This window comes from Agromyces luteolus (assembly GCF_009729855.1).
GTDB lineage: Bacteria > Actinomycetota > Actinomycetes > Actinomycetales > Microbacteriaceae > Agromyces > Agromyces luteolus.
Genome location: NZ_WODA01000002.1, coordinates 77141 through 100621, shown reverse-complemented (window position 1 = coordinate 100621; position 23481 = coordinate 77141). Strand labels below are relative to the sequence as shown.

Here is a 23481-nt window from a genome sequence, read left to right as displayed (position 1 = left end):
GTGGTCGAGTAGGACGCGAAGCGCCCGTATCGAGACCCCACCACGCGCCCGGGAATCCCTCAGCGCGCCGCGGGCTCGTACCGGCGCGGCGCGAACGCCTGCGCGACGAGCGCCCGGAGCGACTCGAGGTCGCCCGAGGCGAACCCCTGCGCGCGGGCCTGCACGAGGACGTTGCCGATCGCGGTCGCCTCGACCGGTCCGGCGAGCACGGGGATGCCGGCGCGGTCGGCCGTGCGCCGGCACAGCAGCTCGTTGAGCGCTCCGCCGCCGACGACGTGGATCGTCTCGACGTCGACGCCCGACAGCACGGACGCGGTCCGCACCGCGCCGGCGAACGCCTCCGCGAGGCTCTCGACGATCGACCGTGCGAACTCGGCCCGGGTGCGCGGCGCGGGCACGTCGTGCTCCGCGCACCACTCGGCGATCCGCCCGGGCAGGTCCCCGGGGGGCAGGAACCGCGGGTCGTTCGCGTCGAACACCGCGACCTCGCCGGTGACGGATGCCGCGGCCGCGAGCAGCTCGGGCAGGTCGATTGCCTCGCCGTCCCGCTCCCACCAGCGCACCGACTCCGACAGCAGCCAGAGCCCCATGACGTTGTGGAGGAACCGCACGCGTCCGTCGACGCCGCCCTCGTTCGTGAAGTTGGCCTCGCGCGCGGCATCCGTCGTCACTGGCCGTTCGAGTTCGACGCCCACGAGACCCCAGGTGCCGCACGAGATGTACGCGGCCGACTCGGCCCGCATCGGCACCGCGACCACCGCCGACGCGGTGTCGTGCGATCCGACGGCGACGACCTCGATCCCGGCCGGGGCACCGAGGTCGGCCGCGACCTCGGGCCGCAGCGGGCCGACCGAGGCGCCGGGGTCGACGAGCGGGGCGAAGACGGATGCCGGGAGCCCGAGTCGTGCGATGAGCTCGTCGTCCCATTCGCCCGTCGCGACCTCGACGAGCCCGGTCGTCGAGGCGTTCGTGCGCTCGGCGACTCGGGCGCCCGTGAGCTGGAACCCGATGAGGTCGGGCACCAGCAGGAGCGAGTCTGCGAGGTCGAGCCATCCGCCCGCCTGCTCGGCGGCGAGCTGGTACACGGTGTTGAACGGAAGGAACTGCAGGCCGCTGCGGCGGTACAGCTCGGCGAACGGCACCCTCGCGTGCACGGTGTCGACCGCGGCCTCGTTCCGGGCGTCCCGGTAGTGGAACGGCTCGCCGAGGAGCCGGCCGCCGCGGAGCAGGCCGTAGTCGACCGCCCACGAGTCCACGCCGATCGACGCGACCGCGGGTTCGCGGCGGAACGCGTCGGCGAGGCCGTTCGTGAGGTCGCGGTACAGGCCCGCGACGTCCCAGTGCAGCCCCGATGCCATCCGCACCGGCCCGTTCGGGAACCTGGCGACGTGGTCGAGGTCGAGCCGCCCGGCCGACTGGTCGACGTGCCCGACGATCACCCGCCCGCTCGTCGCGCCGAGGTCGACCGCGGCGACCGCGCCCGCGGCGCTCATCGGGAACCCTCGGTGGTCGAGTCGGCGCGCAGTGCGACGCTTCCGTCGGTCGAGTAGGCGCGCAGTGCGACGCTTCCGTCGGTCGAGTAGGCGCGCAGCGCGGCCCTTCCGTCGGTCGAGTAGGCGCGCAGCGCGGCCCTCCCGTCGGTCGAGTAGGCGCGCAGCGCCGTATCGAGACCCGCAGCCGCAACGGTCTCGATACGCGCCCGGCTGCGCCGGGTGCTACTCGACCACCGGTATCCGCTCATCGGAGGAACGCCGCCGCGACGCCCGAGTCGACCGGGATGTGCAGGCCGGTGGTGCGGCTGAGCTCGGGGCCCGTCAGCACGTAGACCGCGTCGGCGACGTTCTCGGGCACGACCTCGCGCTTGAGGATCGTGCGCTGCGCGTAGAACTTGCCGAGGTCCTTCTCCTCGACCCCGTAGGTCGCGGCGCGGTTCGCGCCCCACCCCGACGAGAAGATGCCCGAACCGCGCACGACGCCGTCGGGGTTGATGCCGTTGACGCGCACGCCGTGCTCGCCGAGCTCGACCGCGAGGAGGCGCACCTGGTGCGCCTGGTCGGCCTTGGTCGCGGAGTAGGCGATGTTGTTGGGGCCGGCGAACACCGAGTTCTTCGACGAGATGTAGATGACGTCGCCGCCCATCCCCTGGGCGACCAGCGCTGCGGCGGCGGCCTTCGCGACGAGGAACGAGCCCTTCGCCATGACGTCGTGCTGGAGGTCCCAGTCCTTCTCGGTGGTCTCGAGCAGCGGCTTCGACAGCGAGAGCCCGGCGTTGTTCACGACGAGGTCGATGCCGCCGAACGCGAGCACGGTCGCGTCGATCGCGGCCTGCACGCCCTCGGCGTCGGCGACGTTCGCGGCGACGCCGATCGCGACATCCGAGTTGCCGAGCTCGGCCGCGGCGGCCTGCGCCTTCTCGAGGTCGAGGTCGGCGACGACGACGCACGCGCCCTCGGCCGCGAGGCGGGTCGCGATCGCCTTGCCGATGCCGGATGCCGCGCCGGTGACGAACGCGATGCGGCCCTGGTGGGTCTTCGGCTTCGGCATCCGCTGGAGCTTCGCCTCCTCCAGCGCCCAGTACTCGATGCGGAACTTCTCGGCGTCGGAGATCGGGGTGTAGGTCGAGAGCGCCTCGGCGCCCCGCATCACGTTGATCGCGTTGACGTAGAACTCGCCGGCCACGCGCGCGGTCTGCTTGTTCGCGCCGTAGCTGAACATGCCGACGCCCGGAACGAGCACGATGAGCGGGTCGGCGCCGCGAATGGCCGGGCTCTCGGATGTCGCGTGCGCGTCGTAGTACGCCTGGTAGTCGGCGCGGTACGCCTCGTGCAGCTCCTGCAGGCGGGCGAGCTGCTCCTCGACGCTCGCCGTGGTCGGCAGGTCGAGGATCATCGGCTTGACCTTGGTGCGCAGGAAGTGGTCGGGGCAGCTCGTGCCGAGCGCCGCCAGTTCGGGTGCGCGCTCGGCGGCGAGGAAGTCGAGCACGACGTCGGAGTCGGTGTAGTGGCCGACCATGGGCTTGTCGGTCGACGCGAGGCCGCGGATGGTCGGCGCGAGCGCGGCGGCGCGAGCGTGCCGCTCGGCCTCGGGCAGCGCCTCGAACCCGGCGCGCGCGCCGCCGAACGGGTCGGACTTGCCGTTCGCCTCGATGTAGGCGGCGGCGGTGTCGATGATCCACAGCGAGTTCGCCTCGGCCTCGTCGGACGTGTCGCCCCACGCGGTGATGCCGTGGCCGCCGAGGATGCACCCGATCGCGGCGGGGTTCGCGGCCTTGATCTCGGCGATGTCGAGGCCGAGCTGGAAGCCGGGGCGGCGCCACGGCACCCAGACGACCCTGTCGCCGAAGATCTTCGCCGTGAGCGCCTCGCCGTCGGCTGCGGTCGCGATCGCGATGCCCGAATCCGGGTGCAGGTGGTCGACGTGCGCGGCGTCGACGAGGCCGTGCATGGCGGTGTCGATCGACGGCGCGGCGCCGCCCTTGCCGTGCAGGCAGTAGTCGAACGCGGCGACCATCTCGTCCTCGCGGTCGACGCCGGGGTAGGTGTTCACGAGCGCGCGCATCCGGTCGAGGCGGAGGACCGCGAGCCCGGCTTCCTTCAGCGTGCCGAGGTCGCCGCCCGAGCCCTTCACCCAGAGCAGCTCGACGGGCTCGCCCGTGACCGGGTCGGTCTCGGTGCCCTTGGCCGACGTGTTGCCGCCGGCGTAGTTCGTGTTCTTCGGGTCGGCGCCGAGGCGGTTCGACCGCGCGATGAGGTCGGCAGCTGCCTGGTTCGTCATGAGGAGGTTCCTTCGGTGGTGGAAACGGTGGTCAGTGCTGGTGGTCGAGCGAGACGCCCGCGCCATGCGGTGGTCGAGTAGGACGCGAAGCGCCCACGCCATGCGGTGGTCGAGTAGGACGCGAAGCGCCCGTATCGAGACCCGCCAGCCACGTCAGAACCCGCTCGACGGTGGCGGATGCCGCGGGCTCGTGGGGCCGGTTCAGGTGCCCGTGCTCGGTGCCGGGCTCCGTGACGACGAGGACGGGCACACCCGCGGCGACGAGCGTGGCCGCGAACGCCTCGCCCGACACGCGGAGCTCGTCGGCCTCGCCGTTGACCATAAGGGTCGGCGGGAACCCGGCCACCTCGGCCGGCGTGGCGAGTCCGGGCACGGCGGGGAGCGGGGCGTCGTCGACGGGCCCGCCGAGGTAGTCCTCGTACATGGCGCGCACGCGCGCGGGGCCGAACCGGTCGGCGGCGGGGTTCGCGTCGAGCATCGCCCGCAGCGCGGCGTCCGGCGCCGGCTGCACGGCGAGCAGGGTCGGGTAGGCGAGGAACACCCCGGCCGGGACGGGCGCGGCACCGTCGAGCGCGCGGAGCACGGCGCCCGCCGTCAGGTTCCCGCCGGCGCTCGCGCCGCCGGCGACGATGCGCGCGGGGTCGATGCCGAGGTGTCCGGCGTGCGCGGAGGTCCAGCGCCACGCGGCGAGCACGTCGTCGGACGGGTCCGGGTAGCGGCATCCGCCCCCCGCCAGCCGGTAGTCGATCGAGACGACCGTCACGCCGCGCGCGGCGAAGGCGCGAGCGACCCAGTCGGCCTCGGGCATGTCGAGGTCGCCCGCGGTGAAGCCGCCGCCGTGCGCCCACACGAGGGCGGGCGTCGGGCCGGGCCCGGCGTCGTCGGCGGGGTAGACGCGGACGAGTCCGTCCGCGGAGTCGTATGGAGTCGTCATGGTCTCGTCATCCTCTCTGCTCGCTCCGGTCGGGGGTGGTTCGCGGATGCCGGGGCCGGGGCATCACCCGGCATCCGCGACCGTCTCGGGGGGCCTACGCGCCCCAGCCGGCCTGCACGCCGCCGACGCGGTCGGCCGCGATCTTCGCGAGGTAGCCGGATGCGGCGAACGCGGCCATCGGGTCGGCCGCGAGGCCGCGCGTCTCGCGCCACTCGGCGAGGGCGGGGCGCACGTCGGTGTAGAAGGCGTCCATGAAGACGCGGTTCGCCTCGAGCACGTCGCCCGAGACCTGCGCGGCGCGGAGCGCGTCGGTGTCGACGAGCAGGGCACGCGCGGTCATCTCCTGCACGTTCAGCACCGAGCGGATCTGGCCGGGGATCTTGTCCTCGACGTTGTGGCACTGGTCGAGCATGAACGCGACGTCGGGGTGGTTGAGGCCGCCGCCGCGTGCCACCTCGTAGACGATGCGGAACAGCTGGAACGGGTCGGCCGCGCCCACGATGAGGTCGTCGTCGGCGTAGAAGCGGCTGTTGAAGTCGAACGAGCCGAGCTTGCCGAGGCGCAGCAGCTGCATGACGATGAACTCGATGTTCGTGCCCGGCGCGTGGTGGCCGGTGTCGAGGCAGACCATCGCCTTGTCGCCGAGCGCCGCGACCTGGGCGTAGCTCGTGCCCCAGTCCGGAACGTCGGTGTGGTAGAACGCCGGCTCGAAGAACTTGTACTCGAGCACGAGGCGCTGCTCGTCGCCGAGGCGGTCGTAGATCGTCTGCAGCGACTCCTGCAGGCGGTCCTGCCGGCCGCGCAGGTCGGCCTGGCCCGGGTAGTTCGAGCCCTCGGCGAGCCAGATCTTCAGGTCGCGGCTGCCGGTCGCGTGCATGATGTCGATGCACTCGAGGTGGTGGTCGATGGCCTTCTGCCGCACGGCGGCGTCCTCGTGGGTCAGGGCGCCGAACTTGTAGTCGTCGTCCTGGAACGTGTTCGAGTTGATCGTGCCGAGCGAGACGCCGAGCCCCTCGGCGTGGGCGCGGAGGTCGTCGTAGTCGTCGACCTTGTCCCACGGGATGTGCAGCGCCACGGTCGGCGCGAGCTTCGTGTAGGCGTGCACCTGCGCGGCATCCGCGATCTTCTCGTACGGATCGCGCGGCGTGCCGGGGGTGCCGAACACCTTGAAGCGGGTGCCAGAGTTGCCGAACGCCCAGCTCGGCAGTTCGATCGCCTGGAGCTCCAGCTGGTCGAGGACGGTCTGCGGAATGGTGCTCACTGTTCGCTGCTTTCTGTGCGGGTGGTGACGGATGCCGCGGGGCCGGTGGCCGCGCCTGGTGCGGATGCCGCGTCGGCGTCGATCGCGGCGAGCTGGTCTTCGAGGTGGAACACCTCGGGGAGCCGTGGGGCGCCCTGGTCGGGGCGGGCGCCGTCGAGCGCGACGAAGAACCCGGCCATCTCGGCCTCCCACGGCGCGGTGCGGGGGTCGTTCGCGAGCGAGGCCTGGGCCGCGTCGTCGTCGTCGACCTCGTAGTAGCCGATGAGGAGGCCGTCGTCGCGGAGGAAGAGCGAGTAGTTGCGTCGGCCGGATGCCTCGATCGCCCGGAGCATGTCGGGCCAGACGGCGGCGTGCCGCTCGCGGTACTCGTCGAGGCGAGCGGGGTCGACCTGCAGCTGGAAGCAGACCCGCTGCGTGGTGCCAGTGCTCATCGTCGAGCTCTCCGTTCGTCGTGAATCGTTTCAAAGCGTAGATGACGTTCGCAGAACGCGCAAGCGGAACGCGCATTCCAAACTGGTTGCGCATGAGAATCCGGGTGACAGGGCGGCGGAGGCGCCCGTCACCCGGATTCTCATGTGCTCGGAGGGCGTCGCCGCGCGGAGACGGCCGGGCCTCGTAGACTCCGACGCGGAGGGGAGTCCGATGGCAGTCAGCGTGCGCGAGGTCGCGGCCGCCGCATCCGTCTCGGTCGGCACCGTCTCGAACGTGCTCAACCGGCCCGAGAAGGTCGCGCCGGAGACGGTCGCGCGCGTGCTCGCGGCGATCGAGGAGCTCGGCTTCGTGCGCAACGACGCCGCCCGCCAGTTGCGCGCAGGCCGCAGCCGGTCGATCGGGCTCGTCGTGCTCGACGTGCGCAACCCCTTCTTCACCGACGTCGCTCGCGGCGCCGAGGATCGCGCGGCCGAGGACGGCATGACGATCCTGCTCGGCAACAGCGACGACAACCCCGACCGCGAGCGCTCCTACCTCGACCTCTTCGAGGAGCAGCGCGTGCACGGCGTGCTCATCTCGCCGCGCTCGGACGACCTGCCGCGCCTCGAGCGCGCGCGCTCGCGCGGCGTGCCCGTGGTGCTCGTCGACCGCGAGGCGCCCGACCGCAGCTTCTCGTCGGTCGCGGTCGACGACGTGGTCGGCGGAGCGATGGCCGTGCGGCACCTCGTCGAATCCGGGAGGCGGCGCATCGCGTTCGTCGGCGGACCGTCGTCCATCCGCCAGGTCGCCGACCGTCTCGAAGGTGCCCGGCTCGCGGCCGCCGAGACCCCCGGCATCACGCTCGAGGTCGTCGAGACCGCGGGCACCACGGTCCTCGAGGGTCGCGCGGCGGGCGAGGCGATCCGCGACCGGGCGCCGGAGTACCGGCCCGACGCGATCTTCTGCGCGAACGACCTGCTCGCCGTCGGCGTCCTGCAGGCGCTCATCATGCTCGGCGACCTGCGCGTGCCGCGCGACATCGCGCTCATCGGCTACGACGACATCGACTTCGCCCAGGCGGCGGTCGTGCCGCTCTCGTCGATCCGCCAGCCCGCGTGGCTCATCGGCTACACCGCGGTCGACCTGCTGCTCCGCGAAGCGCGTGACGGACCCGACTTCGAGCCCGAGCAGGTCCAGTTCCAGCCCGAGCTCGTCGTGCGGGACTCGACCGGGCGCTGACGCACGCTGGGACCGGGAAGGCACCTCATCGCCCGACGTGCCTGCTCGTTGCGAGCCGGCGACCGGGTCAGGCGCCCGATCGCTGCGTGGCCGGCCTGGCGCGCGTCGTCGCCGTCGTGCCCGCCGGGCGACGGGCGGCCGTGTGCCGGCCCTCCGGCACGTCGACCGGTGCTGCCTCCGGCACCTCGACCGAGGTCGTCGGTGCCACCAGGTCGATGGGCGACGTGCTCGTCGTCGGAAGCTCGACGGGTCGGGTGACCGGCACGGCGATCGCGGCCGTCGGCGCCTCCGCGTAGGCGAGCGCGAAGCGCGGCATCCGCCCCCCGATCGGATGGCGCACGACGCGCAGCCCGCGCGCCACGACCAGCCAGGCGAGGCCGACGAGTGCCGCGACGCCCGCCGCCGCCGCGGCGACGCCGAGCGCCCAGCGCGGACCCCACGCGTTCGCGACCGCGCCCACGATCGGGGCGCCGATCGGCGTACCGCCGGAGAGGATCGCCATGTAGAGCGCCATGACCCGGCCGCGCAGAAGCGGGTCGGTCGTCGTCTGCACGTAGCCGTTCGCGGTCGTCAGCATCGTCACGACCGTGAACCCGATGAAGACGGTGGATGCCGCGAACAGCCAGTACGACGGCATGACGGCGGAGACCGTCGCCGCGATCCCGAAGAAGGCGACCGCGCCGATGATCACGCGGATGCGGGCGCGCTCGCGCTTGGCCGCGAGCAGCGCGCCGGTCAGCGAGCCGATCGCGAGGATCGACGACAGCAGGCCGTACTCGCCCGCGCCGCGGCCGAACTCGACCGCCATCGTCGAGGAGAAGATCGGGAAGTTCATGCCGAACGCGCCGACGAGGAACACCATCACGAACACGACGACGAGGTCGGGCCGGCCGGCGACGTAGCGGAAGCCCGCGACGAAGGCGCCGCGCTCGCGGGGGGCCCGCGGCATCCGTCGCAGGTTCGATCGCCTGAGCTTCGCGAGCGCGACGAGGACCGCGATGAACGTGACCGCGTTGATGACGAAGACCCAGCCGGTGCCGACGAGCACGATGAGCACGCCCGCGAGGGCCGGGCCGATCATGCGGGCCGCGTTGAACGACGCCGAGTTGAGGGCGACCGCGTTCGACATGTTCGACGACGAGACGAGGTCGGCGACGAAGGTCTGGCGGGCGGGGATGTCGACCGCGTTGACGATGCCGAGGAGGCCGGCGAAGACGTAGAGGTGCCAGAGTTCCGCGTGCCCGAGGATCAGCAGCAGGCCGAGGGCCAGGCCGAGCAGCATGAGCGCCGACTGCGTGAACATCAGGATCTTCCGGCGCTCGAACCGGTCGGCGATGAGGCCGGTCACGGGCACGAGCAGCAGCTGCGGCGCGAACTGCAGCGCCATCGTGATGCCGACCGCGAGCGCGTCGTTGTCGGTGAGCTCGGTGAGCACGACCCAGCTCTGGGCCGTGGCCTGCATCCACGCGCCGATGTTCGAGACGAGCGCGCCGATGAACCAGATGCGGTAGTCGACTGAGGCGAGGGAACGGAACATCGATCTCACTGGTCGGTGAGCCTCCTGAGGATGTCGGTGGCGGCGGCGAGCGTGTCGCGCTCGTCGGGGGAGAGGGCGGCGAACCGCTTGGCGAGCCAGGCGTCGCGGCGGCGCCGGGTCTCGCGGACGATCGCCTCGCCCTCGTCGGTCGTGCGGAGCAGGACCTTGCGGCCGTCGTCGGGCGAGCCCTCGCGGACGAGCAGGCCCGAGTCGACGAGGCAGTTCACGGTGCGGTTCATGGACGGGGGAGTGACCCGCTCGAGCTCGGCCAGGCGGCCCGGCGTGAGCGGTCCCTCGGTCGCGGTCCAGGCGAGCGCCGCGTACTGCGTCGCGCTGAGCTCGGTGTCTGCACGTTCCTGGCGGATGCGACGGGCCAGGCGCATGACCGCGAGGCGGAGCTCGGTGCTCTGCTCGGCGAGGGGCGCGCGGCGGGCGCGGGCCGCCGGCGCGGCGGCGGTCGGGGGCGTGTCGGTCACATCGTTAGCATAACAAATTAGCGTGCCTAATGATTCCGCAGATCGCGACCCGTCTTCGATCCTGAACCGGGCCGTATCCGATGCTGGACGGGTTACTCGGCCTCTGTGCCGTCGACTTCGGTTTCGCCCGCCGCGACCTCTCGTGCAACGCGTGCGAGCGCGTCTTCTGCAGGGAGGGCGGCCTGGGCCGATGCGGTCAGTTCGTAGCGGGAGACCGCGACGGGCTGGGCGGTGCCGGCCAAGGCGTATCGGACGACGGTCTCGTTCTGCTCGGCGACGAGGAGCATCCGACAGTGGGTTGGTGCTTGTCGCGGACGCGGAGCCGATCGTCGACGAGCGCGACATAGAAGCCGAGTTGCCCGGCGTCGCGTGGATCGAACTTCGTCGTCTTCAGCTCGATGACCACGTAGCGCAGTTGCTCGACGTGGAAGAAGAGCAGGTCGAGGTAGAAGTCGTCGCCGGCGACGTCGAAATGCACCTGCCGGCCGACGAACGCGAACCCGCGTCCGAGTTCGCGCAACGTGTCGATGATCCGCTCGACGAGCCGGTCCTCGAGCTGACGTTCGGCGGAGTCGCTGTCGAGCGCGGTGAAGTCGAGCACGTAGGGATCTTTGGTGAGTTCCTGGGCGAGCTCGGAGTCCACCCGCTCGAGTGCGAGCGGGTAGTTCGAGGGCGCGGCACCTTCGCGCTCGTGCAACCTCGTCGCGATCTGATGGGTCAGCACGGCACGCGACCACCCGTGGGCCACCGCTTTCGCGGCGTACCACGCGCGCAGCTCGGGGTCATCGAGCTTGTCCAGCAGGAGCGTGAGCTGGGTCCACGGGATCTGTCCAGCAGGCTGCTGGACGAATCCGTCGACGTCCGGCCAGGCCTCGGCGACCCGCCGCATGTAGAAGAGGTTCGCTCGCGAGAAGCCCTTCATGGTGGGGAACTCGGCGCGAAGATCACCGGCCAGCCGCCCGACGACGTTGCTTCCCCACCCGGCCGTACGCTGCCGGTCCAGGATCGTCGCCCCGATCCGCCAGTACAGGCGCAGCAGCTCGGTGTTCACCTTGCGCTGCGCTTGGTACCGCGCCTCGTGAACGTGGCGCTTGAGCTCGTCGAGCGTCGCAGCGTAATCAGTGGGCTCAAGCTCCGTCATGATTCCCCGATCGTTCCACCTGGCCCCGACAACGCAGGGTGCCCGATCCTGCGTCCCCCGATCGCGCTCGAATGCGCGGCGGTGGCAATCGCCCGGGATCCCTCAGCGGGCGTTCGCCTCAGCCGAGCTGCGACCTGAAGTATTCATCCGCCAAGGCCCGCGTGGGGGTGGGATCATTCGTCGGGGCGATCGTTTCGAACCGTTCAGCTCGTTCGAGTTCCGTGGTCAAGAATCGTTCCAAGACCGTGGGCGGTGTTCCCCCTCCGAGCTCCCTTGTTCGCGCCTTTTGCCTGATGAGCTCGCTTGCCGCATCGCGTACGTCACCATTGACGTCTCCTTCGGCAAGCAACGTCGGGAGGTCCATGGGCGGCACAGCGTCAGCCGGATGCGTTTCCAGCCATCGCAGCGCGGCCGCAGGTCTCAGAACATAAAGAACCGCTTCAGCGTCGCCGGGCCGGTCCTTTGCTGCTTGGCGACGTGAAGATAGTGCCGCCCGATTGCGCTGCGCTCAACCACAGCGTCGGCAAGCGAAATGAGATCGTCTCGGAAGTCGGCGTCGCCGGTATAGATGATCGGCGAGCGAAGCCACTCGATCGCCGTCGCGTTGCCCTTCACGATCAGCCTGACTGTCTTCGCCAGGTCCCATCCGTTCACGTCGAACGTGCTATCGAGCGGCGTCTCGATAACGTCTCGGGAAGGCCACAGCGAGGCGTAATGATCGCGGGAACGGATGAACACGAACCGGCAGTCATAGTCGCTGTCCGGCGACGGAAAGCCCCACGCCCGGCTGCCGCTCTCGATGGCCCAAGGGATTCGAACCCCGTGCTCGGCCGACACCGTCGACAAGCGCCGGTCGATCTCGGCAACCACTTGCGAGTCAAGGGAGATCGGGACCGCACGCACGGCTCGACGATACCGCCGGCGTCGATGGAGATCTTCGACGATCCTCCTGTGATCATGAGGGAGGGGCTCGGACAGAGGAGGACTCTATGGACGAGGCGAATGTTGCGCGCGCGTTGGCGACGGTGATCGCTGGGGAAATCGAGGCTCAACTCGGCGTACATCGGAGGGTGGAAGACATGTCACCGCTGATTGCGGACGCCATCCTCGACGCATTCACAGTGCAGGTTCGCGATGGCATCACGGTCTAGATCTCTGGGTGCAACCCTCGCCGACACCCCACCGGATCCGCTTGACCTCGCCCGGCCGATGCCAGCACTGAGGTCCGCGTGGCGCCCGATGACCGGTGCCCTTCAGATCGCCCGTCGCAGCGACCTGACCAGCCTTGCGACCGCCTCGGCCATCGTCGAGCTGCCAACGTCCTGAAACGAACCCATTCCGCCGCGGTAGAGACGGAGGCTCTCTCTGGCGGCGTCGCGAAGCTCCGCTTGGGTCGTGATGCCGTCGAATCTCACGGCGATCTCGGCCGACCGACTCCGAGCCTCATCGCCTTCGATGGTGGCTGCGGAACGGATCTGGGCGATGGCGCTCAAGATCTCATCCACTTGACCAGCCACTGACAGCACGGCGTTCACGCTAGCGCGGGAAACGCAGTCGCGTCAGGGTAGCCGGTCGACCAGCGAACCGCGATCCGTCGCGGAACCGGCGCACTGCTTCGATTCTCTTCGGTGTCAGATGACCCGCCCGATGAACCTGCCCGCAAGGGCACCTCATCAGCAACATCGTGACTGTCTCATGACCCCGTGGATACGAGGCGTCTCGATCGCGGCCTCGGCCCCGTGTGCGCGCAGGCCGAGAGGGAAGGGCCGCGGTCGATTCCCGCCCGACGCGTGTCGGTAACCGGCCTGAAACACCCGACTGGAACCGTAGGCACATGGGAAGCCTCTTCGACGGGTACGCGGCGACGCGGTCGCGCAGGCGGAACCGATCGCGGCCGTGGGACGAGATGTTCCCGGCCGACGCCGTGACCGTGCGCGAGCCGTACCGCGAGCTCTACCCCGCGCTCGCGCGCATGACGCAGGACGAGCTGCGCGGCCGCACCGACGCGCTCGCGAGCAGCTACCTCGCGCAGGGCGTCACGTTCGACTTCGCGGGGGAGGAGCGGCCCTTCCCGCTCGACGCGGTCCCACGCGTCATCGGGGCGGGCGAATGGAACGTCGTCGAGGCAGGGGTCGCCCAGCGCGTGCGGGCGCTCGAACGATTCCTCGGCGACATCTACGGCCGGCAGGACGTCGTCCGCGACGGCGTGATCCCCGCCGCACTGATCAGTTCGTCGACGCACTTCCACCGCCAGGCGGCCGGGATCGAGAGTGCGAACGGCGTGCGCATCCATGTCGCCGGCATCGACGTCATCCGCGACGAGCTCGGCGACTGGCGGGTCCTCGAGGACAACGTCCGCGTGCCGAGCGGCGTGAGCTACGTGATCTCGAACCGGCGCGTCATGGCGCAGACCCTGCCCGAGCTCTTCACATCCATGCGGGTCCGCCCGGTCGGCGACTACCCGAACCGCCTCCTCCAGGCGCTGCGCGCGAGCGCGCCCGAGGGCGTGGACGATCCGACGGTCGTCGTGCTCACGCCCGGCGTCTACAACTCGGCCTACTACGAGCACACGCTGCTCGCGCGCCTGATGGGCGTCGAACTCGTCGAGGGGCGCGACCTGTTCTGCTCGGGCGGCCGCGTCTGGATGCGGACTACCGCCGGGCCCACCCGTGTCGACGTCATCTACCGCCGCGTCGACGACGAGTTCCTCGACCCGCAGCAGTTCCGCCCCGACTCGGTGCTGGGCGCCCCCGGGCTCATGCTCGCGGCGCGGCTCGGCCACGTCACGATCGCGAACGCGGTCGGCAACGGCGTCGCCGACGACAAGCTGGTCTACACCTACGTGCCCGACCTGATCCGCTACTACCTCGACGAGGAGCCCATCCTCCCGAACGTCGACACCTGGCGGCTCGAGGAGCCCGAGGCGCTCGCCGAGGTGCTCGACCGCCTCGACGAGCTCGTCGTCAAGCCCGTCGACGGGTCGGGCGGCAAGGGCCTGGTCGTCGGGCCGGATGCCTCGAAGTCGACGCTCTCGGAACTTCGCGGTCGACTGCTGAAGGACCCGCGCGGATGGATCGCCCAGCCGGTCGTGCAGCTCTCGACGCTCCCGACGCTCGTCGAGGACGGCATGCGCCCGCGGCACGCCGACCTGCGCCCGTTCGCGGTGAACGACGGCGACGACGTCTGGGTGCTCCCCGGCGGGCTCACGCGCGTCGCCCTGCCCGAGGGGCAGCTCGTCGTGAACTCGAGCCAGGGCGGCGGCTCGAAGGACACCTGGGTGCTCGACGACTCGGTCACGACCGGGCCGATCGCGGGACTCGTGCCCAGCCCACGACCCGAGGTGCTCGGCAGCATCCACGGCGCCGGCGGGCGCGTCGGCACGATCGTCGCCGACCAGGCGACCGGGATCGCGAGCGCACCCACCACCGCGACGGGGATCGCGAACGCCTCCGCGAATGCGACCAGCCCGATCTCCGAGATCGAGCAGGGCGCGCAGCATCGAAGTCACCGCCCGGAGTCCTCGCCCCAGGACGAGGACGCCCCGGTGCGCCAGCAGCAGCAGCAGCAACAGCAGCAGCAGACCCGGTGGTCGAGTAGCACGCGAAGCGCGCGTATCGAGACCATTCCAGAAGGTCTCGATACGGTCGCTGCGCGGCCTACTCGACCAGCGGCGGGGACGGAGGCGAACCCATGCTGAGCCGCATCGCCGAGAGCCTGTTCTGGATCGGCCGCTACATCGAGCGGAGCGACGGCACCGCGCGCATCCTCGACGTGCACCTCCAGCTCCTCCTCGAGGATCCGTGGATCGACGAGGACTCCGCGTGCCGCGCGCTCCTCGCGGTCATGGGCAGCGAGCCCAACGAAGATGTCGCCCTCGGCCCGCAGGACGTGATCGCGCTCCTCGCGGTCGACCCGCGCCACCCGGCATCCATCGCCCACTCGGTGATCGCGGCCCGCGAGAACGCGCGCCGCGCGCGCGAGATCGTGTCGACCGAGCTCTGGGAGGCGCTGAACCACACCTATTCGCGGATGCCCCGCCAGGTGGCATCCGACAAGACGCACGAGTTCTTCCGCTGGGTCCGCGACCGGGCTGCCCTCGCGATCGGCGTCGTCGACTCCGCCTCGAGCCGCGACGAGGCCTGGCACTTCTTCAACCTCGGGCGCTCGATCGAACGTGCCGACATGACGGCCCGACTGCTGGCGACCCGTTCGCTCACCGAGGCGAGCGGCCCGAGCTGGACGACGATCCTCCGCAGCTGCGGCGGCTACGAGGCGTACCTCCGCAGCTACCGCGGGGTGCCCTCATCGCTGTCCGCCGCCGAGTTCCTGCTCCTCGACCGGCTGTTCCCGCGCTCGATCATCTCGAGCGTCATCCGCGCCGAGGAGTCGCTCCGCGAGATCGACCCGCGAGCGGGCCGCGTCGGCGTGACCGACCAGGCGCAGCGGCTGCTCGGCCAGATCCGGTCCGAGCTCGAGTACCGGCCCATCGGCGACATCCTGTTCGACCTGGCCGGGAACATGGAACGCGTCCAGGAGGTCGTCTCGGCGGCGAGCGACGCGATCCGGCAGCGCTATTTCCCGACGAGCGTCGTGCCGGTCTGGATCGGGGAGGTCTCGTGAGTCGGCTCCGCATCGTCCACCGCACCGGGTTCGCCTACGCCGAGGAGGCCACGGCGTCGTACAACGAGGCGCGGATGCTCCCGCACTCCGGCGGCGAGCAGTTCGTGCTGCACGCGAGCCTCGACATCCGCCCGGGTGCGACGCAGCACGCCTACCTCGACTACTGGGGCACTCGCGTCTCGACGTTCGAGGTGCTGACCCCGCACCGCGAGCTCTCGGTCACGGCCACGAGCGTCGTCGAGGTGCGGCCGCTGCCCGGCCGCGGGCCCGAGCCGACGTGGGACGAGCTCGCCGCGATCCGCGCGTCGAGCGTGCCGTTCACCGAGTACACGACGCAGACGGATGCCACGGAGCCGCCACCCGAGGTCGCCGCGCTCGCCGCGGAGATCGCGGCCGAGGGCATGCCGGTCGGTGAGACCGCGCTCGAGATCTCGCGTGCCGTCGGCGATGCCGTCGAGTACGTGACGGGCGTGACCGGCGTGAACTCGACCGCCCGCGAGGCGTGGGCCGAGCGCAAGGGCGTCTGCCAGGACATCGCGCACCTCGCGGTCGGCGCGCTGCGCTCGGTCGGCATCCCGGCGCGGTACGCGTCCGGGTACCTGCACCCCGACGGCGATGCGCCCGTCGGCGTCACCGTCACGGGCGAGTCGCACGCGTGGATGGAGTGGTTCGCGGGAACCTGGCGCGGGTACGACCCGACGAACCTCGCCGAGGTCGGCGAGCTGCATGTGCTCGTGGGCCGCGGCCGCGACTACGCCGACGTCGCCCCGCTCCGCGGGGTGTACGCCGGACCGTCGTCGTCCGAGCTGTTCGTCTCGGTCGAGGTGACCCGCGAGTCCTGACGCGCGAGTCCTGACGCGCGCCCGCCCCGGCCTGCGAGGATGAGCGCATGCCGACGTTCACCGACCCGCAGGGCGTGCGCATCCACTACGAGTCCTGGCGCGTGCCCGACCCGGTCGCGGTCGTGCAGCTCGTGCACGGCGTCGGCGAGCACATCGGCCGCTACGGCGCCCTCGTCGAGGCCCTGAACACGGCCGGGTACTCGGTCTGGGCCGACGACCATCGCGGTCACGGGCAGACCGGCTTCGAGCAGCACGGCGGTGACCTCGACCGGATGGGCAAGCTCGGCCCGGGCGGGCTGCGCGCCGCGATCCACGACGTGCACCTCTTCACCGGCGTCATCCGCGCCACCGAGGGCGACGAGGTGCCGCTCGTGCTGCTCGGGCACTCGTGGGGGTCGCTGATGGCGCAGATCCTGCTCGAGCGGCACCCCCGCGACTGGGACGCGGCGGTCCTCACCGGCACCGCGTACCGCACGCCGATCCACATGAACTCGGGCGACCTCAACCGCCGCCACCGGCACCTCGGGACGACGGGCCTCGAGTGGCTCTCGCGCGACCCGGCCGTCGCCGAGGCGTTCGTCGCCGACCCGTACACGACCGGGGTGCCGCTTCAGCAGCTCTTCGGGCTCATCGAGGCCGCCCGGCTGCTCGGTCGCCCCGGGCGCAACCTGCCCGAGGAACTGCCGCTGCTCATCATGGTCGGCTCCGACGACGCGCTCGGCGGCGAGAAGAGCGCGCTGAAGCTCGCGAACGCCTACGCCTCGCGCGCCGGCCTCGCCGACGTCACGCTCGTCGTCTACGACGGCGCCCGCCACGAGATCTTCAACGAGACGAACCAGGAGGAGGTCCGCGGCGACCTCGTCCGCTGGCTCGACGACCGCTTCGCCGTCGACTGAGATCCGGCGACGGATGCCGCGTCAGCGCGCCGTCGGCAGGTTGAAGCCGATCAGCCGCGGCTGCATCCGCCCCTCGAGGAGCTCGAAGCGCACGGGCGTCAGACCGCAGTTCTCGACCTCGGGGAAGAGGTCGCGGTAGCGGTCGGGGTCGACGCCGAGCCAGTCGCAGAGCAGCAGCCGCATGAGCGTGCCGTGCATCACGATGAGCACCCGGTCGCCCTGCCGCGAGGCCGCCGACCCGCCGACCGTTCCGGGCCCGATGCCGAACTCGTCGACGAGCTCCTGCAGCGCGGGCTTCGCGCGCGCGATGCCCTCGACGCCGGCCTCGCCGCCGGGCAGCGGCTGCCGGGCGGGATGCCGCTCGAACGCGGCCCATTCGGCCGGCATGCGCTCGGCGAGCTCGCTCGGCCCGAGGCCCTCGCCGGCACCGAAGTCGATCTCGACGAGGCGCGGGTCGGTGCGCAACTCGAGCTCCGCGGCATCCGCTGCCGGCTCTGCCGTGAGTCGCGCGCGGCTGAGCGTCGACGACACGACGGCCGACAGCCGCGCCCGCGACGCCCACTCGGCGAGCTCGTCGGCCTGGGCGAGCCCGTGCGCGGTGAGTTCGATGTCGGACGAGCCTGCGTAGCGGTGCTCGCCGTGCCACACGGTCTCGCCGTGTCGTGCCAGGTACAGGGTGGTCATCGCGGCGTCCCCCTCGCTGCCGGACGGATGCTCCGTGGCCGAGCCTACGCCCGGGGTCGGACGGCCGGCTCTTGACAGGGTGCGCGTCGTGAGGGCAGGCTGTGCACCGTGAGAGCGCTCTCACGGCCCGTGTCATCGTCGACCGATCAGCCAGGAGGAATCGATGAAGCTTCCGCACCACTCCAAGACGCTCGCCGGAGCGGCGGCGCTCGCCCTCGCCGCGGTCGCCCTCGCCGCATCCCCCGCGCACGCCGCGAACGACGTGCTGTCGCCCGAGGCGACCCTCTGGACCAACCCGACGAGCACCACGATCGAGGCCGCCGCCGCACTCGACGGCGACGCCAGGGCCGACGCACTGCTGCTCGGCTCGTTCCCGAGCGCCACCTGGATCAACGGGGGCACGCCCATCGAGGCCAAGCAGGATGTGAAGCGCGTGGTCTCGGCTGCGCACGCCGCGAAGCAGGTGCCCGTGCTCGTCGCCTACAACATCCCCTTCCGCGACTGCGCGCAGTACTCCGCCGGCGGGGCGACCACGGTCGACGAGTACACCGCCTGGATCGACGGCTTCGCCAAGGGCATCGGCAACAAGGACGCCGTCGTGATCCTCGAGCCCGACGGGCTCGGCATCATCCCCTGGTACACGACCATCAACGGCCAGCTCGAATGGTGCCAACCCGCCGAGGCGGATGCCGCGACCGCCGCCGACGAGCGCTTCGCGATGCTCAACCACGCCGTCGACGCCTTCGCCGGGCTTCCGAACACGGCCGTCTACCTCGACGGCACCCACTCGGCGTGGCTCGGCGTCGGCGACATCGCCGACCGGCTCATCAAGGCCGGAGTCGAACGAGCCGACGGCTTCTTCCTCAACGTCTCGAACTACGAGACCACGGAGCGCCAGCAGAAGTACGGCACCTGGATCTCCGAGTGCATCCACCTCGACCTGAACTCCTGGTGGCAGCGCGCATGGTGCGGCAGCCAGTACTACCCGGCGAACCCCGGCGACTTCTCGACGTGGGGGCTGACGGATGCCGCCTACGACCAGGCGTACGCCGACACGGGCCTCGAGCGCGATCCCGACGCGCAGGCGCACTTCGTCATCGACACGAGCCGCAACGGCGCCGGCCCGTGGACCCCGACCGAGGTCCACCCCGACCCGCAGGTGTGGTGCAACCCGCCCGACCGCGGTCTCGGCCTGCGCCCGACGACCGAGACCGGGGATGTGCTCATCGATGCCTACCTCTGGGTCAAGGTCCCCGGCGAGTCCGACGGGCAGTGCCTGCGCGGCACGGCCGGTCCCGAGGATCCGGAGCGGGACATGGTCGACCCCGCGGCCGGGGAGTGGTTCGTGGAGATGGCCGACGAGCTGATCGCGAACGCGGTGCCGCCCGTCGTTCCGTAGCTCGGACGCCCGGAACCCCTCGAAGGGGCGGGAGTCGGCGCACCCCCTCAACGCCTGCGCCGGCTTCCGCCCGTCGGTCGAACGAACCGGTCGGCGCGAGGGACCGCCCGCCTCGCGGCATCCGTAGGCTTGGACCCATGCACGGTGAGTACAAGGTCCCCGGCGGCAAGCTCGTGGTCGTCGACTTCGACGTCGTCGACGGGGCGATCCGGAACGCGCGCGTCGCGGGCGACTTCTTCCTCGAACCCGACGAGGCGCTGGGCGACCTGAACCGGGCGCTCGACGGGCTGCCCGCGGCATCCGATGCCAAGCAGATCGCCGCGGCGATCACGAAGGGGCTCCGGCCCGACGCGGTCATGCTCGGGTTCTCGGCCGAGGCGATCGCCGTGGCGGTGCGCCGCGCGATGACGGATGCCAGGACCTGGTCGGACTACGAGTGGGAGATCGTGCACGATGCCGCCGTGCCGCCGCGCGTGCACCTGGCGCTCGACGAGGTGCTCGCGACGCGCGTCGGCGAGGGGCGGCGGAGGCCGACGCTGCGGTTCTGGGAGTGGGAGGAGTCGGCCGTCGTGATCGGCTCGTTCCAGTCGGTGCGGAACGAGGTCGACCCGGATGGCGCGGCGCGCTACGGCTTCGACGTCGTGCGCCGCATCTCGGGGGGCGGCGCCATGATGATGGAGAAGGGCAACGTCGTCACGTACTCGCTGTACGTGCCGGCCGAGCTCGTGCAGGGCATGAGCTTCGCCGACTCGTACGCGTTCCTCGACGACTGGGTGCTGCAGGGGCTGCGCTCGCTCGGCATCGAGGCGACGTACCAGCCGCTCAACGACATCGCGAGCCCGGCGGGCAAGATCGGCGGCGCGGCGCAGAAGCGGCTCGGCTCGGGCGGCGTGCTGCACCACGTGACGATGGCCTACGACCTCGACAACGCCAAGATGCTCGAGGTGCTGCGCATCGGCCGCGAGAAGATCAGCGACAAGGGCATCGCGTCGGCGGCGAAGCGCGTCGACCCGCTGCGCTCGCAGACCGGCCTCGCCCGTGCCGAGATCATCGACCGGCTCAAGGAGACGTTCGCGGCGCTCTACGGCGCGACGCCCGGCGCGGTCACCGCCGACGAGCTCGCAGAGGCCGAGGCGCTCGTCGCCTCGAAGTTCGCGACGGAGGACTGGCTGCAGCGCGTCCCCTGACGCCTGCGCTGCGGGCGCGCGATCGGCCGGTCCTGTGGAAGCCCTGAACGTGAGGCGGCGTCAGGGCGTCTACAATCGCCGGGTGGACTGGTGGCTGATCCTGATCATCGCCGGCGCGGTGATCGCGTTCGGCGTGTTCGCCACGCGCAAGGGGTGGATCGACCTGTCCGACAAGACCAAGACCGGCAAGCCCAGCGGCTCAGCCGTCATGATGATCGGCGACGAGGTCTTCGCGCCGCGCAAGTACGAGGCGCAGGTCGAGGTCGACCGCCAGGCCCGACTCCCCGTGCCCGCACCCGTCCCGGGCGACGGCGACAAGGGCATCGCGTTCGCCGCGGCCGATGCCGATGACGACGACCCCGACCGGTTCCGCGGTCGCATCCGGCTCGACGTCGAGCGCTGAGCACGTGCCACGCCCCCGATCGAGGGCGCAGCAGCAGGCGGATGCCGCGACACGCCGCTACGCGTCCGTGAGCGTCGCACCCCACTCGCGCGCCCGCTCGAGCTCGCCGTCGGCGACCGGGCCCGAGTAGCCGTGCACGCCGAAGGTCTTCGGCGAATCGACCGGGCGGAAGCCCTTCGCGACGAGCGCCTTCATGGCCTTCTTCGCGGCCGAGCCGGGCAGGCGAGGCTTGACGGTGCGCGTGTCGAACGTCGCGACGGCGACGGCCGACGTCGGCGGGGCGAGCTGGCCGATCCACTCGCGGATGCCCCGGGCTGGGATCTCGGTCGCGCCCTGCTGGCGTGCGTTGTTCCTGGTCGACGCGGTCGACATCGAGAACGCATGCGTCGGTCCGCCGACGACCACGAGGTCGATCTCCGGATCGATCGCGGGCGGGGCCTCCGTCGCGGCCGCGACGTCGACGCGCTCGACGCCCGCGCTGCCGCGCAGTCCCTCGGCGGCCGCCTCGGCCAGGGATCGGGTGTTGCCCCAGATCGTCTCGTACACCACCAGCGCGCGCATCGTCCCGTTCCCATCGCTCCCCACCGGCGACTCGGGGCCTCAGACCGCCGATCGCCGCGCGATCAGCGTAGGGCGGGCCCGCCTCGGCCGACCGGGACCTTCGACCGGCGGCCTCGGTGGCCCTGAAGCGCCGGGGAGCGCTGGCAGACTTGAGCGGTGTCCGCCGACGAACCCGATCGCGTCATCCACGCCGACAACCTCGACGTGCTGCGCTCGTTCCCCGACGGCCGGTTCACGCTGGTCTACCTCGACCCGCCGTTCAACACGGGCCGGTCGCAGGCGCGGCAGTCGCTGCGCCACGTGCGGCAGGGCGGGGCGGATGCCGCGGCCGAGGCATCCGTCATCGAACCTGCCCGGGACGCCGCGCCCGAGGCGACCCGGCGCCTCTCGATCACCGGCTTCGCCGGCCAGCGCTACGAGCGCATCCGCGGCGACCTGCTCCGCTACGACGACCGGTTCGACGACTACTGGGGCTTCCTCGAGCCGCGGCTCGTCGAGGCGTGGCGGCTGCTCGCCGACGACGGCACGCTCTACCTGCACCTCGACTACCGCGAGGCGCACTACGCGAAGGTGCTGCTCGACGCCCTGTTCGGGCGGGAGTGCTTCCTGAACGAGCTGATCTGGGCGTACGACTACGGCGCGAAGTCGAAGCGGCGCTGGCCGACGAAGCACGACACGATCCTCGTGTACGTGAAGGACCCGGAGGCGTACTTCTTCGACTCCGAGTCGGTCGATCGCGAGCCGTACATGGCACCCGGGCTCGTCACGCCCGAGAAGGCCGCGCGCGGCAAGCTGCCGACGGATGTCTGGTGGCACACGATCGTGTCCCCGACGGGCCGCGAGAAGACGGGGTACCCGACGCAGAAGCCCGAGGGCGTGCTGCGGCGCATCGTGCAGGCGTCCAGCCGTCCGGGCGACTGGGTGCTCGACGCGTTCGCGGGCTCGGGCACGACCGGCGCGGTCGCCCGCTCGCTCGGCCGTCGCTTCGTCCTCGTCGACGAGCACGCCGATGCGATCGAGGTCATGCGCCGCCGGTTCGGGGATGCCGCCGGCATCCGCTTCGACGCCTGACGCGCCGCCGCGGCGCTACGCCGACGCGCGGCGCACGAGCCGGGTCGGCATGATGTTGCGGTGCGGCACGTCCTCGCCGGCGAGCAGTCGCAGCAGCAGGTCGGCCATCAGGTAGCCCATCTCCTCGGACGGCTGGTAGACCGTCGTGAGCGGGATCGCCGACGAGGTCGCCGCCGGGCTGTCGTCGTAGCCGACCACGGCCACGTCCTCGGGCACGCGCCGGCCGCGCTCGCGCAGCACCGCGAGCGCGCCGGTCGCCATGAGGTCGCTCGCCACGAACAGTCCGTCGACGTCGGGCTCGCGGTCGAGCAGGCGCCGGGTGGCGGCGACGGCGCCGGCGACCGAGAAGTCCGCCTGCTCGACCGCGTCGGCCGACATGCCGGCGGTCTCCATCGATCGGCGGAAGCCCGCGAGCCGATCGACCGCCGCGGGCATGTCGAGGGGCCCGGTGATGGTGCCGATGCGCTTGCGGCCGATCGCGATGAGGCGCTCGGTCGCCGTCATGCCGCCCTCGAGGTTGTCCACGTCGACGAAGATGTCGTCGTCGGCGATGTTCGGCGGGCGACCGCCGAAGACCATGGGCATCTCGTGGGCGGCCTCGTGCAGCGAGTGGTCGCCCTCGTGGTGCGAGACGACGAGCGCACCGTCGACGACGCCCGACCGCAGGTAGCGCACGGTCTTCCGGTTCGGGTCGCTCGTCGAGAGCAGCAGGTTCAGCAGGTACTCGCTGTCGTCGAGCCGGCGGGTGATGCCCTGGACGATCGCCGCGAAGTACGGGTCGCCGAAGAACCGGGTCGTGTCCTCGGGCACCACGAGCGCGATCGCCCCGGAGGTGCGGCTCGCGAGGGACCTGGCCGCGCGGTTCGGCACGTAGTTCAGCTTCGCGATCGCCGCGTTGACCACGCGCACGACCTCGGGCGAGACCTTCGGCGAGCCGTTGACGACGCGGCTGACGGTCGCGCGCGACACGTTCGCCTCGCGCGCGACCATCTCGAGGGTCGGCGCGGATGAACGCGCCCCGGTTCCGGTTGCCCCCTGCATGCCG

Annotated in this window: 23 protein-coding genes and 1 pseudogene; 10 read left to right on the top strand and 14 right to left on the bottom strand. The window is 71.4% G+C overall.

Annotation, left to right across the window (positions count from 1 at the left end):
• Positions 1-59: 59 nt before the first annotated feature.
• The 6 genes from GLX25_RS00615 to GLX25_RS00590 form a co-directional block, all read right to left on the bottom strand.
• A complete protein-coding gene (locus tag GLX25_RS00615) occupies positions 60-1493 on the bottom strand; it encodes a rhamnulokinase (protein WP_155840285.1) in 1434 nt (477 codons plus the stop codon).
• On the bottom strand, positions 1490-1741 hold the full coding sequence (locus tag GLX25_RS00610) for a hypothetical protein (protein WP_155840284.1): 252 nt from the start codon (positions 1739-1741) through the stop codon (positions 1490-1492). The genes GLX25_RS00615 and GLX25_RS00610 overlap by 4 nt, the downstream gene beginning before the upstream one ends.
• Positions 1738-3774, bottom strand: coding sequence for a bifunctional aldolase/short-chain dehydrogenase (locus tag GLX25_RS00605; protein WP_155840283.1), 2037 nt, complete (start codon positions 3772-3774; stop codon positions 1738-1740). Before GLX25_RS00605 ends, GLX25_RS00610 begins: the two co-directional genes overlap by 4 nt.
• A 31-nt stretch (positions 3775-3805) precedes the next feature.
• A complete protein-coding gene (locus GLX25_RS00600; protein WP_155840282.1) occupies positions 3806-4708 on the bottom strand; it encodes an alpha/beta hydrolase in 903 nt (300 codons plus the stop codon).
• Positions 4709-4802: 94 nt separating this feature from the next.
• Positions 4803-5969: an L-rhamnose isomerase gene (gene rhaI, locus GLX25_RS00595; RefSeq protein WP_166548292.1), complete on the bottom strand. Its 1167-nt coding sequence runs from the start codon at positions 5967-5969 to the stop codon at positions 4803-4805.
• The gene (locus tag GLX25_RS00590) at positions 5966-6400 is read right to left on the bottom strand and encodes an L-rhamnose mutarotase (protein ID WP_155840281.1); all 435 of its coding nucleotides are present in this window, start codon (positions 6398-6400) and stop codon (positions 5966-5968) included. The genes rhaI and GLX25_RS00590 overlap by 4 nt, the downstream gene beginning before the upstream one ends.
• A 211-nt stretch (positions 6401-6611) precedes the next feature.
• Between GLX25_RS00590 and GLX25_RS00585 the strand changes: the two genes are divergently transcribed.
• A complete protein-coding gene (locus tag GLX25_RS00585; protein ID WP_155840280.1) occupies positions 6612-7619 on the top strand; it encodes a LacI family DNA-binding transcriptional regulator in 1008 nt (335 codons plus the stop codon).
• Between the two features lie 67 nt (positions 7620-7686).
• Here GLX25_RS00585 and GLX25_RS00580 read toward each other — a convergent pair whose 3' ends face one another.
• The 4 genes and pseudogenes from GLX25_RS00580 to GLX25_RS19465 form a co-directional block, all read right to left on the bottom strand.
• Entirely contained in the window at positions 7687-9156 is a 1470-nt protein-coding gene (locus tag GLX25_RS00580) for an MFS transporter (RefSeq protein WP_155840279.1), read from the bottom strand.
• Positions 9157-9161: 5 nt separating this feature from the next.
• Complete coding sequence (locus GLX25_RS00575) at positions 9162-9632, bottom strand: MarR family winged helix-turn-helix transcriptional regulator (protein ID WP_271192320.1); 471 nt, start codon at positions 9630-9632, stop codon at positions 9162-9164.
• Positions 9633-9828: 196 nt separating this feature from the next.
• Complete coding sequence (locus tag GLX25_RS00570) at positions 9829-10773, bottom strand: PDDEXK nuclease domain-containing protein (protein WP_240898043.1); 945 nt, start codon at positions 10771-10773, stop codon at positions 9829-9831.
• Between the two features lie 118 nt (positions 10774-10891).
• Positions 10892-11610: pseudogene (locus tag GLX25_RS19465) on the bottom strand (nucleotidyltransferase domain-containing protein).
• A 152-nt stretch (positions 11611-11762) separates the two neighbouring features.
• Between GLX25_RS19465 and GLX25_RS00555 the strand changes: the two are divergent.
• Positions 11763-11924 carry a hypothetical protein gene (locus GLX25_RS00555; protein ID WP_155840277.1) on the top strand — a complete coding sequence of 54 codons (162 nt, stop codon included), beginning with the start codon at positions 11763-11765 and terminating at the stop codon, positions 11922-11924.
• 102 nt (positions 11925-12026) lie between these two features.
• Here GLX25_RS00555 and GLX25_RS00550 read toward each other — a convergent pair whose 3' ends face one another.
• Positions 12027-12266: a hypothetical protein gene (locus tag GLX25_RS00550; protein ID WP_155840276.1), complete on the bottom strand. Its 240-nt coding sequence runs from the start codon at positions 12264-12266 to the stop codon at positions 12027-12029.
• Positions 12267-12607: 341 nt separating this feature from the next.
• On the opposite strand from GLX25_RS00550, the gene GLX25_RS00545 reads away from it, so the two are divergent.
• The 4 genes from GLX25_RS00545 to GLX25_RS00530 are packed head-to-tail and all read left to right on the top strand — an operon-like array spanning position 12608 to position 17131.
• Positions 12608-14470, top strand: a complete 1863-nt coding sequence (locus GLX25_RS00545; protein ID WP_155840275.1) for a circularly permuted type 2 ATP-grasp protein — start codon at positions 12608-12610, stop codon at positions 14468-14470.
• A complete protein-coding gene (locus GLX25_RS00540; RefSeq protein ID WP_155840274.1) occupies positions 14464-15393 on the top strand; it encodes an alpha-E domain-containing protein in 930 nt (309 codons plus the stop codon). Before GLX25_RS00545 ends, GLX25_RS00540 begins: the two co-directional genes overlap by 7 nt.
• Positions 15390-16235 (top strand): transglutaminase family protein, encoded by an 846-nt coding sequence (locus tag GLX25_RS00535; RefSeq protein ID WP_166548290.1) that lies wholly within the window; start codon positions 15390-15392, stop codon positions 16233-16235. Before GLX25_RS00540 ends, GLX25_RS00535 begins: the two co-directional genes overlap by 4 nt.
• A gap of 47 nt (positions 16236-16282) precedes the next feature.
• Positions 16283-17131 (top strand): alpha/beta fold hydrolase, encoded by an 849-nt coding sequence (locus GLX25_RS00530; protein WP_155840273.1) that lies wholly within the window; start codon positions 16283-16285, stop codon positions 17129-17131.
• A 21-nt stretch (positions 17132-17152) separates the two neighbouring features.
• Here the strand turns inward: GLX25_RS00530 and GLX25_RS00525 are convergent, their stop codons facing one another.
• The gene (locus tag GLX25_RS00525) at positions 17153-17815 is read right to left on the bottom strand and encodes a histidine phosphatase family protein (protein WP_155840272.1); all 663 of its coding nucleotides are present in this window, start codon (positions 17813-17815) and stop codon (positions 17153-17155) included.
• Positions 17816-17978: 163 nt separating this feature from the next.
• Here GLX25_RS00525 and GLX25_RS00520 point away from each other — a divergent pair, with 163 nt between their 5' ends.
• The 3 genes from GLX25_RS00520 (at position 17979) to GLX25_RS00510 (ending at position 20804) form a co-directional block, all read left to right on the top strand.
• The gene (locus GLX25_RS00520; protein ID WP_155840271.1) at positions 17979-19214 is read left to right on the top strand and encodes a glycoside hydrolase family 6 protein; all 1236 of its coding nucleotides are present in this window, start codon (positions 17979-17981) and stop codon (positions 19212-19214) included.
• A gap of 137 nt (positions 19215-19351) precedes the next feature.
• Positions 19352-20401, top strand: coding sequence for a lipoate-protein ligase LplAB (locus GLX25_RS00515; RefSeq protein WP_155840270.1), 1050 nt, complete (start codon positions 19352-19354; stop codon positions 20399-20401).
• A gap of 82 nt (positions 20402-20483) precedes the next feature.
• Positions 20484-20804, top strand: a complete 321-nt coding sequence (locus GLX25_RS00510; RefSeq protein WP_155840269.1) for a hypothetical protein — start codon at positions 20484-20486, stop codon at positions 20802-20804.
• Positions 20805-20861: 57 nt separating this feature from the next.
• On the opposite strand, the gene GLX25_RS00505 is transcribed toward GLX25_RS00510, so the two are convergent.
• Positions 20862-21365 (bottom strand): flavodoxin family protein, encoded by a 504-nt coding sequence (locus tag GLX25_RS00505; protein WP_155840268.1) that lies wholly within the window; start codon positions 21363-21365, stop codon positions 20862-20864.
• Between the two features lie 156 nt (positions 21366-21521).
• Between GLX25_RS00505 and GLX25_RS00500 the strand changes: the two genes are divergently transcribed.
• Positions 21522-22436 carry a DNA-methyltransferase gene (locus tag GLX25_RS00500; RefSeq protein ID WP_166548289.1) on the top strand — a complete coding sequence of 305 codons (915 nt, stop codon included), beginning with the start codon at positions 21522-21524 and terminating at the stop codon, positions 22434-22436.
• A gap of 15 nt (positions 22437-22451) precedes the next feature.
• On the opposite strand, the gene GLX25_RS00495 is transcribed toward GLX25_RS00500, so the two are convergent.
• Positions 22452-23477: a LacI family DNA-binding transcriptional regulator gene (locus tag GLX25_RS00495; protein WP_155840267.1), complete on the bottom strand. Its 1026-nt coding sequence runs from the start codon at positions 23475-23477 to the stop codon at positions 22452-22454.
• Between the last annotated feature and the right edge of the window lie 4 nt (positions 23478-23481).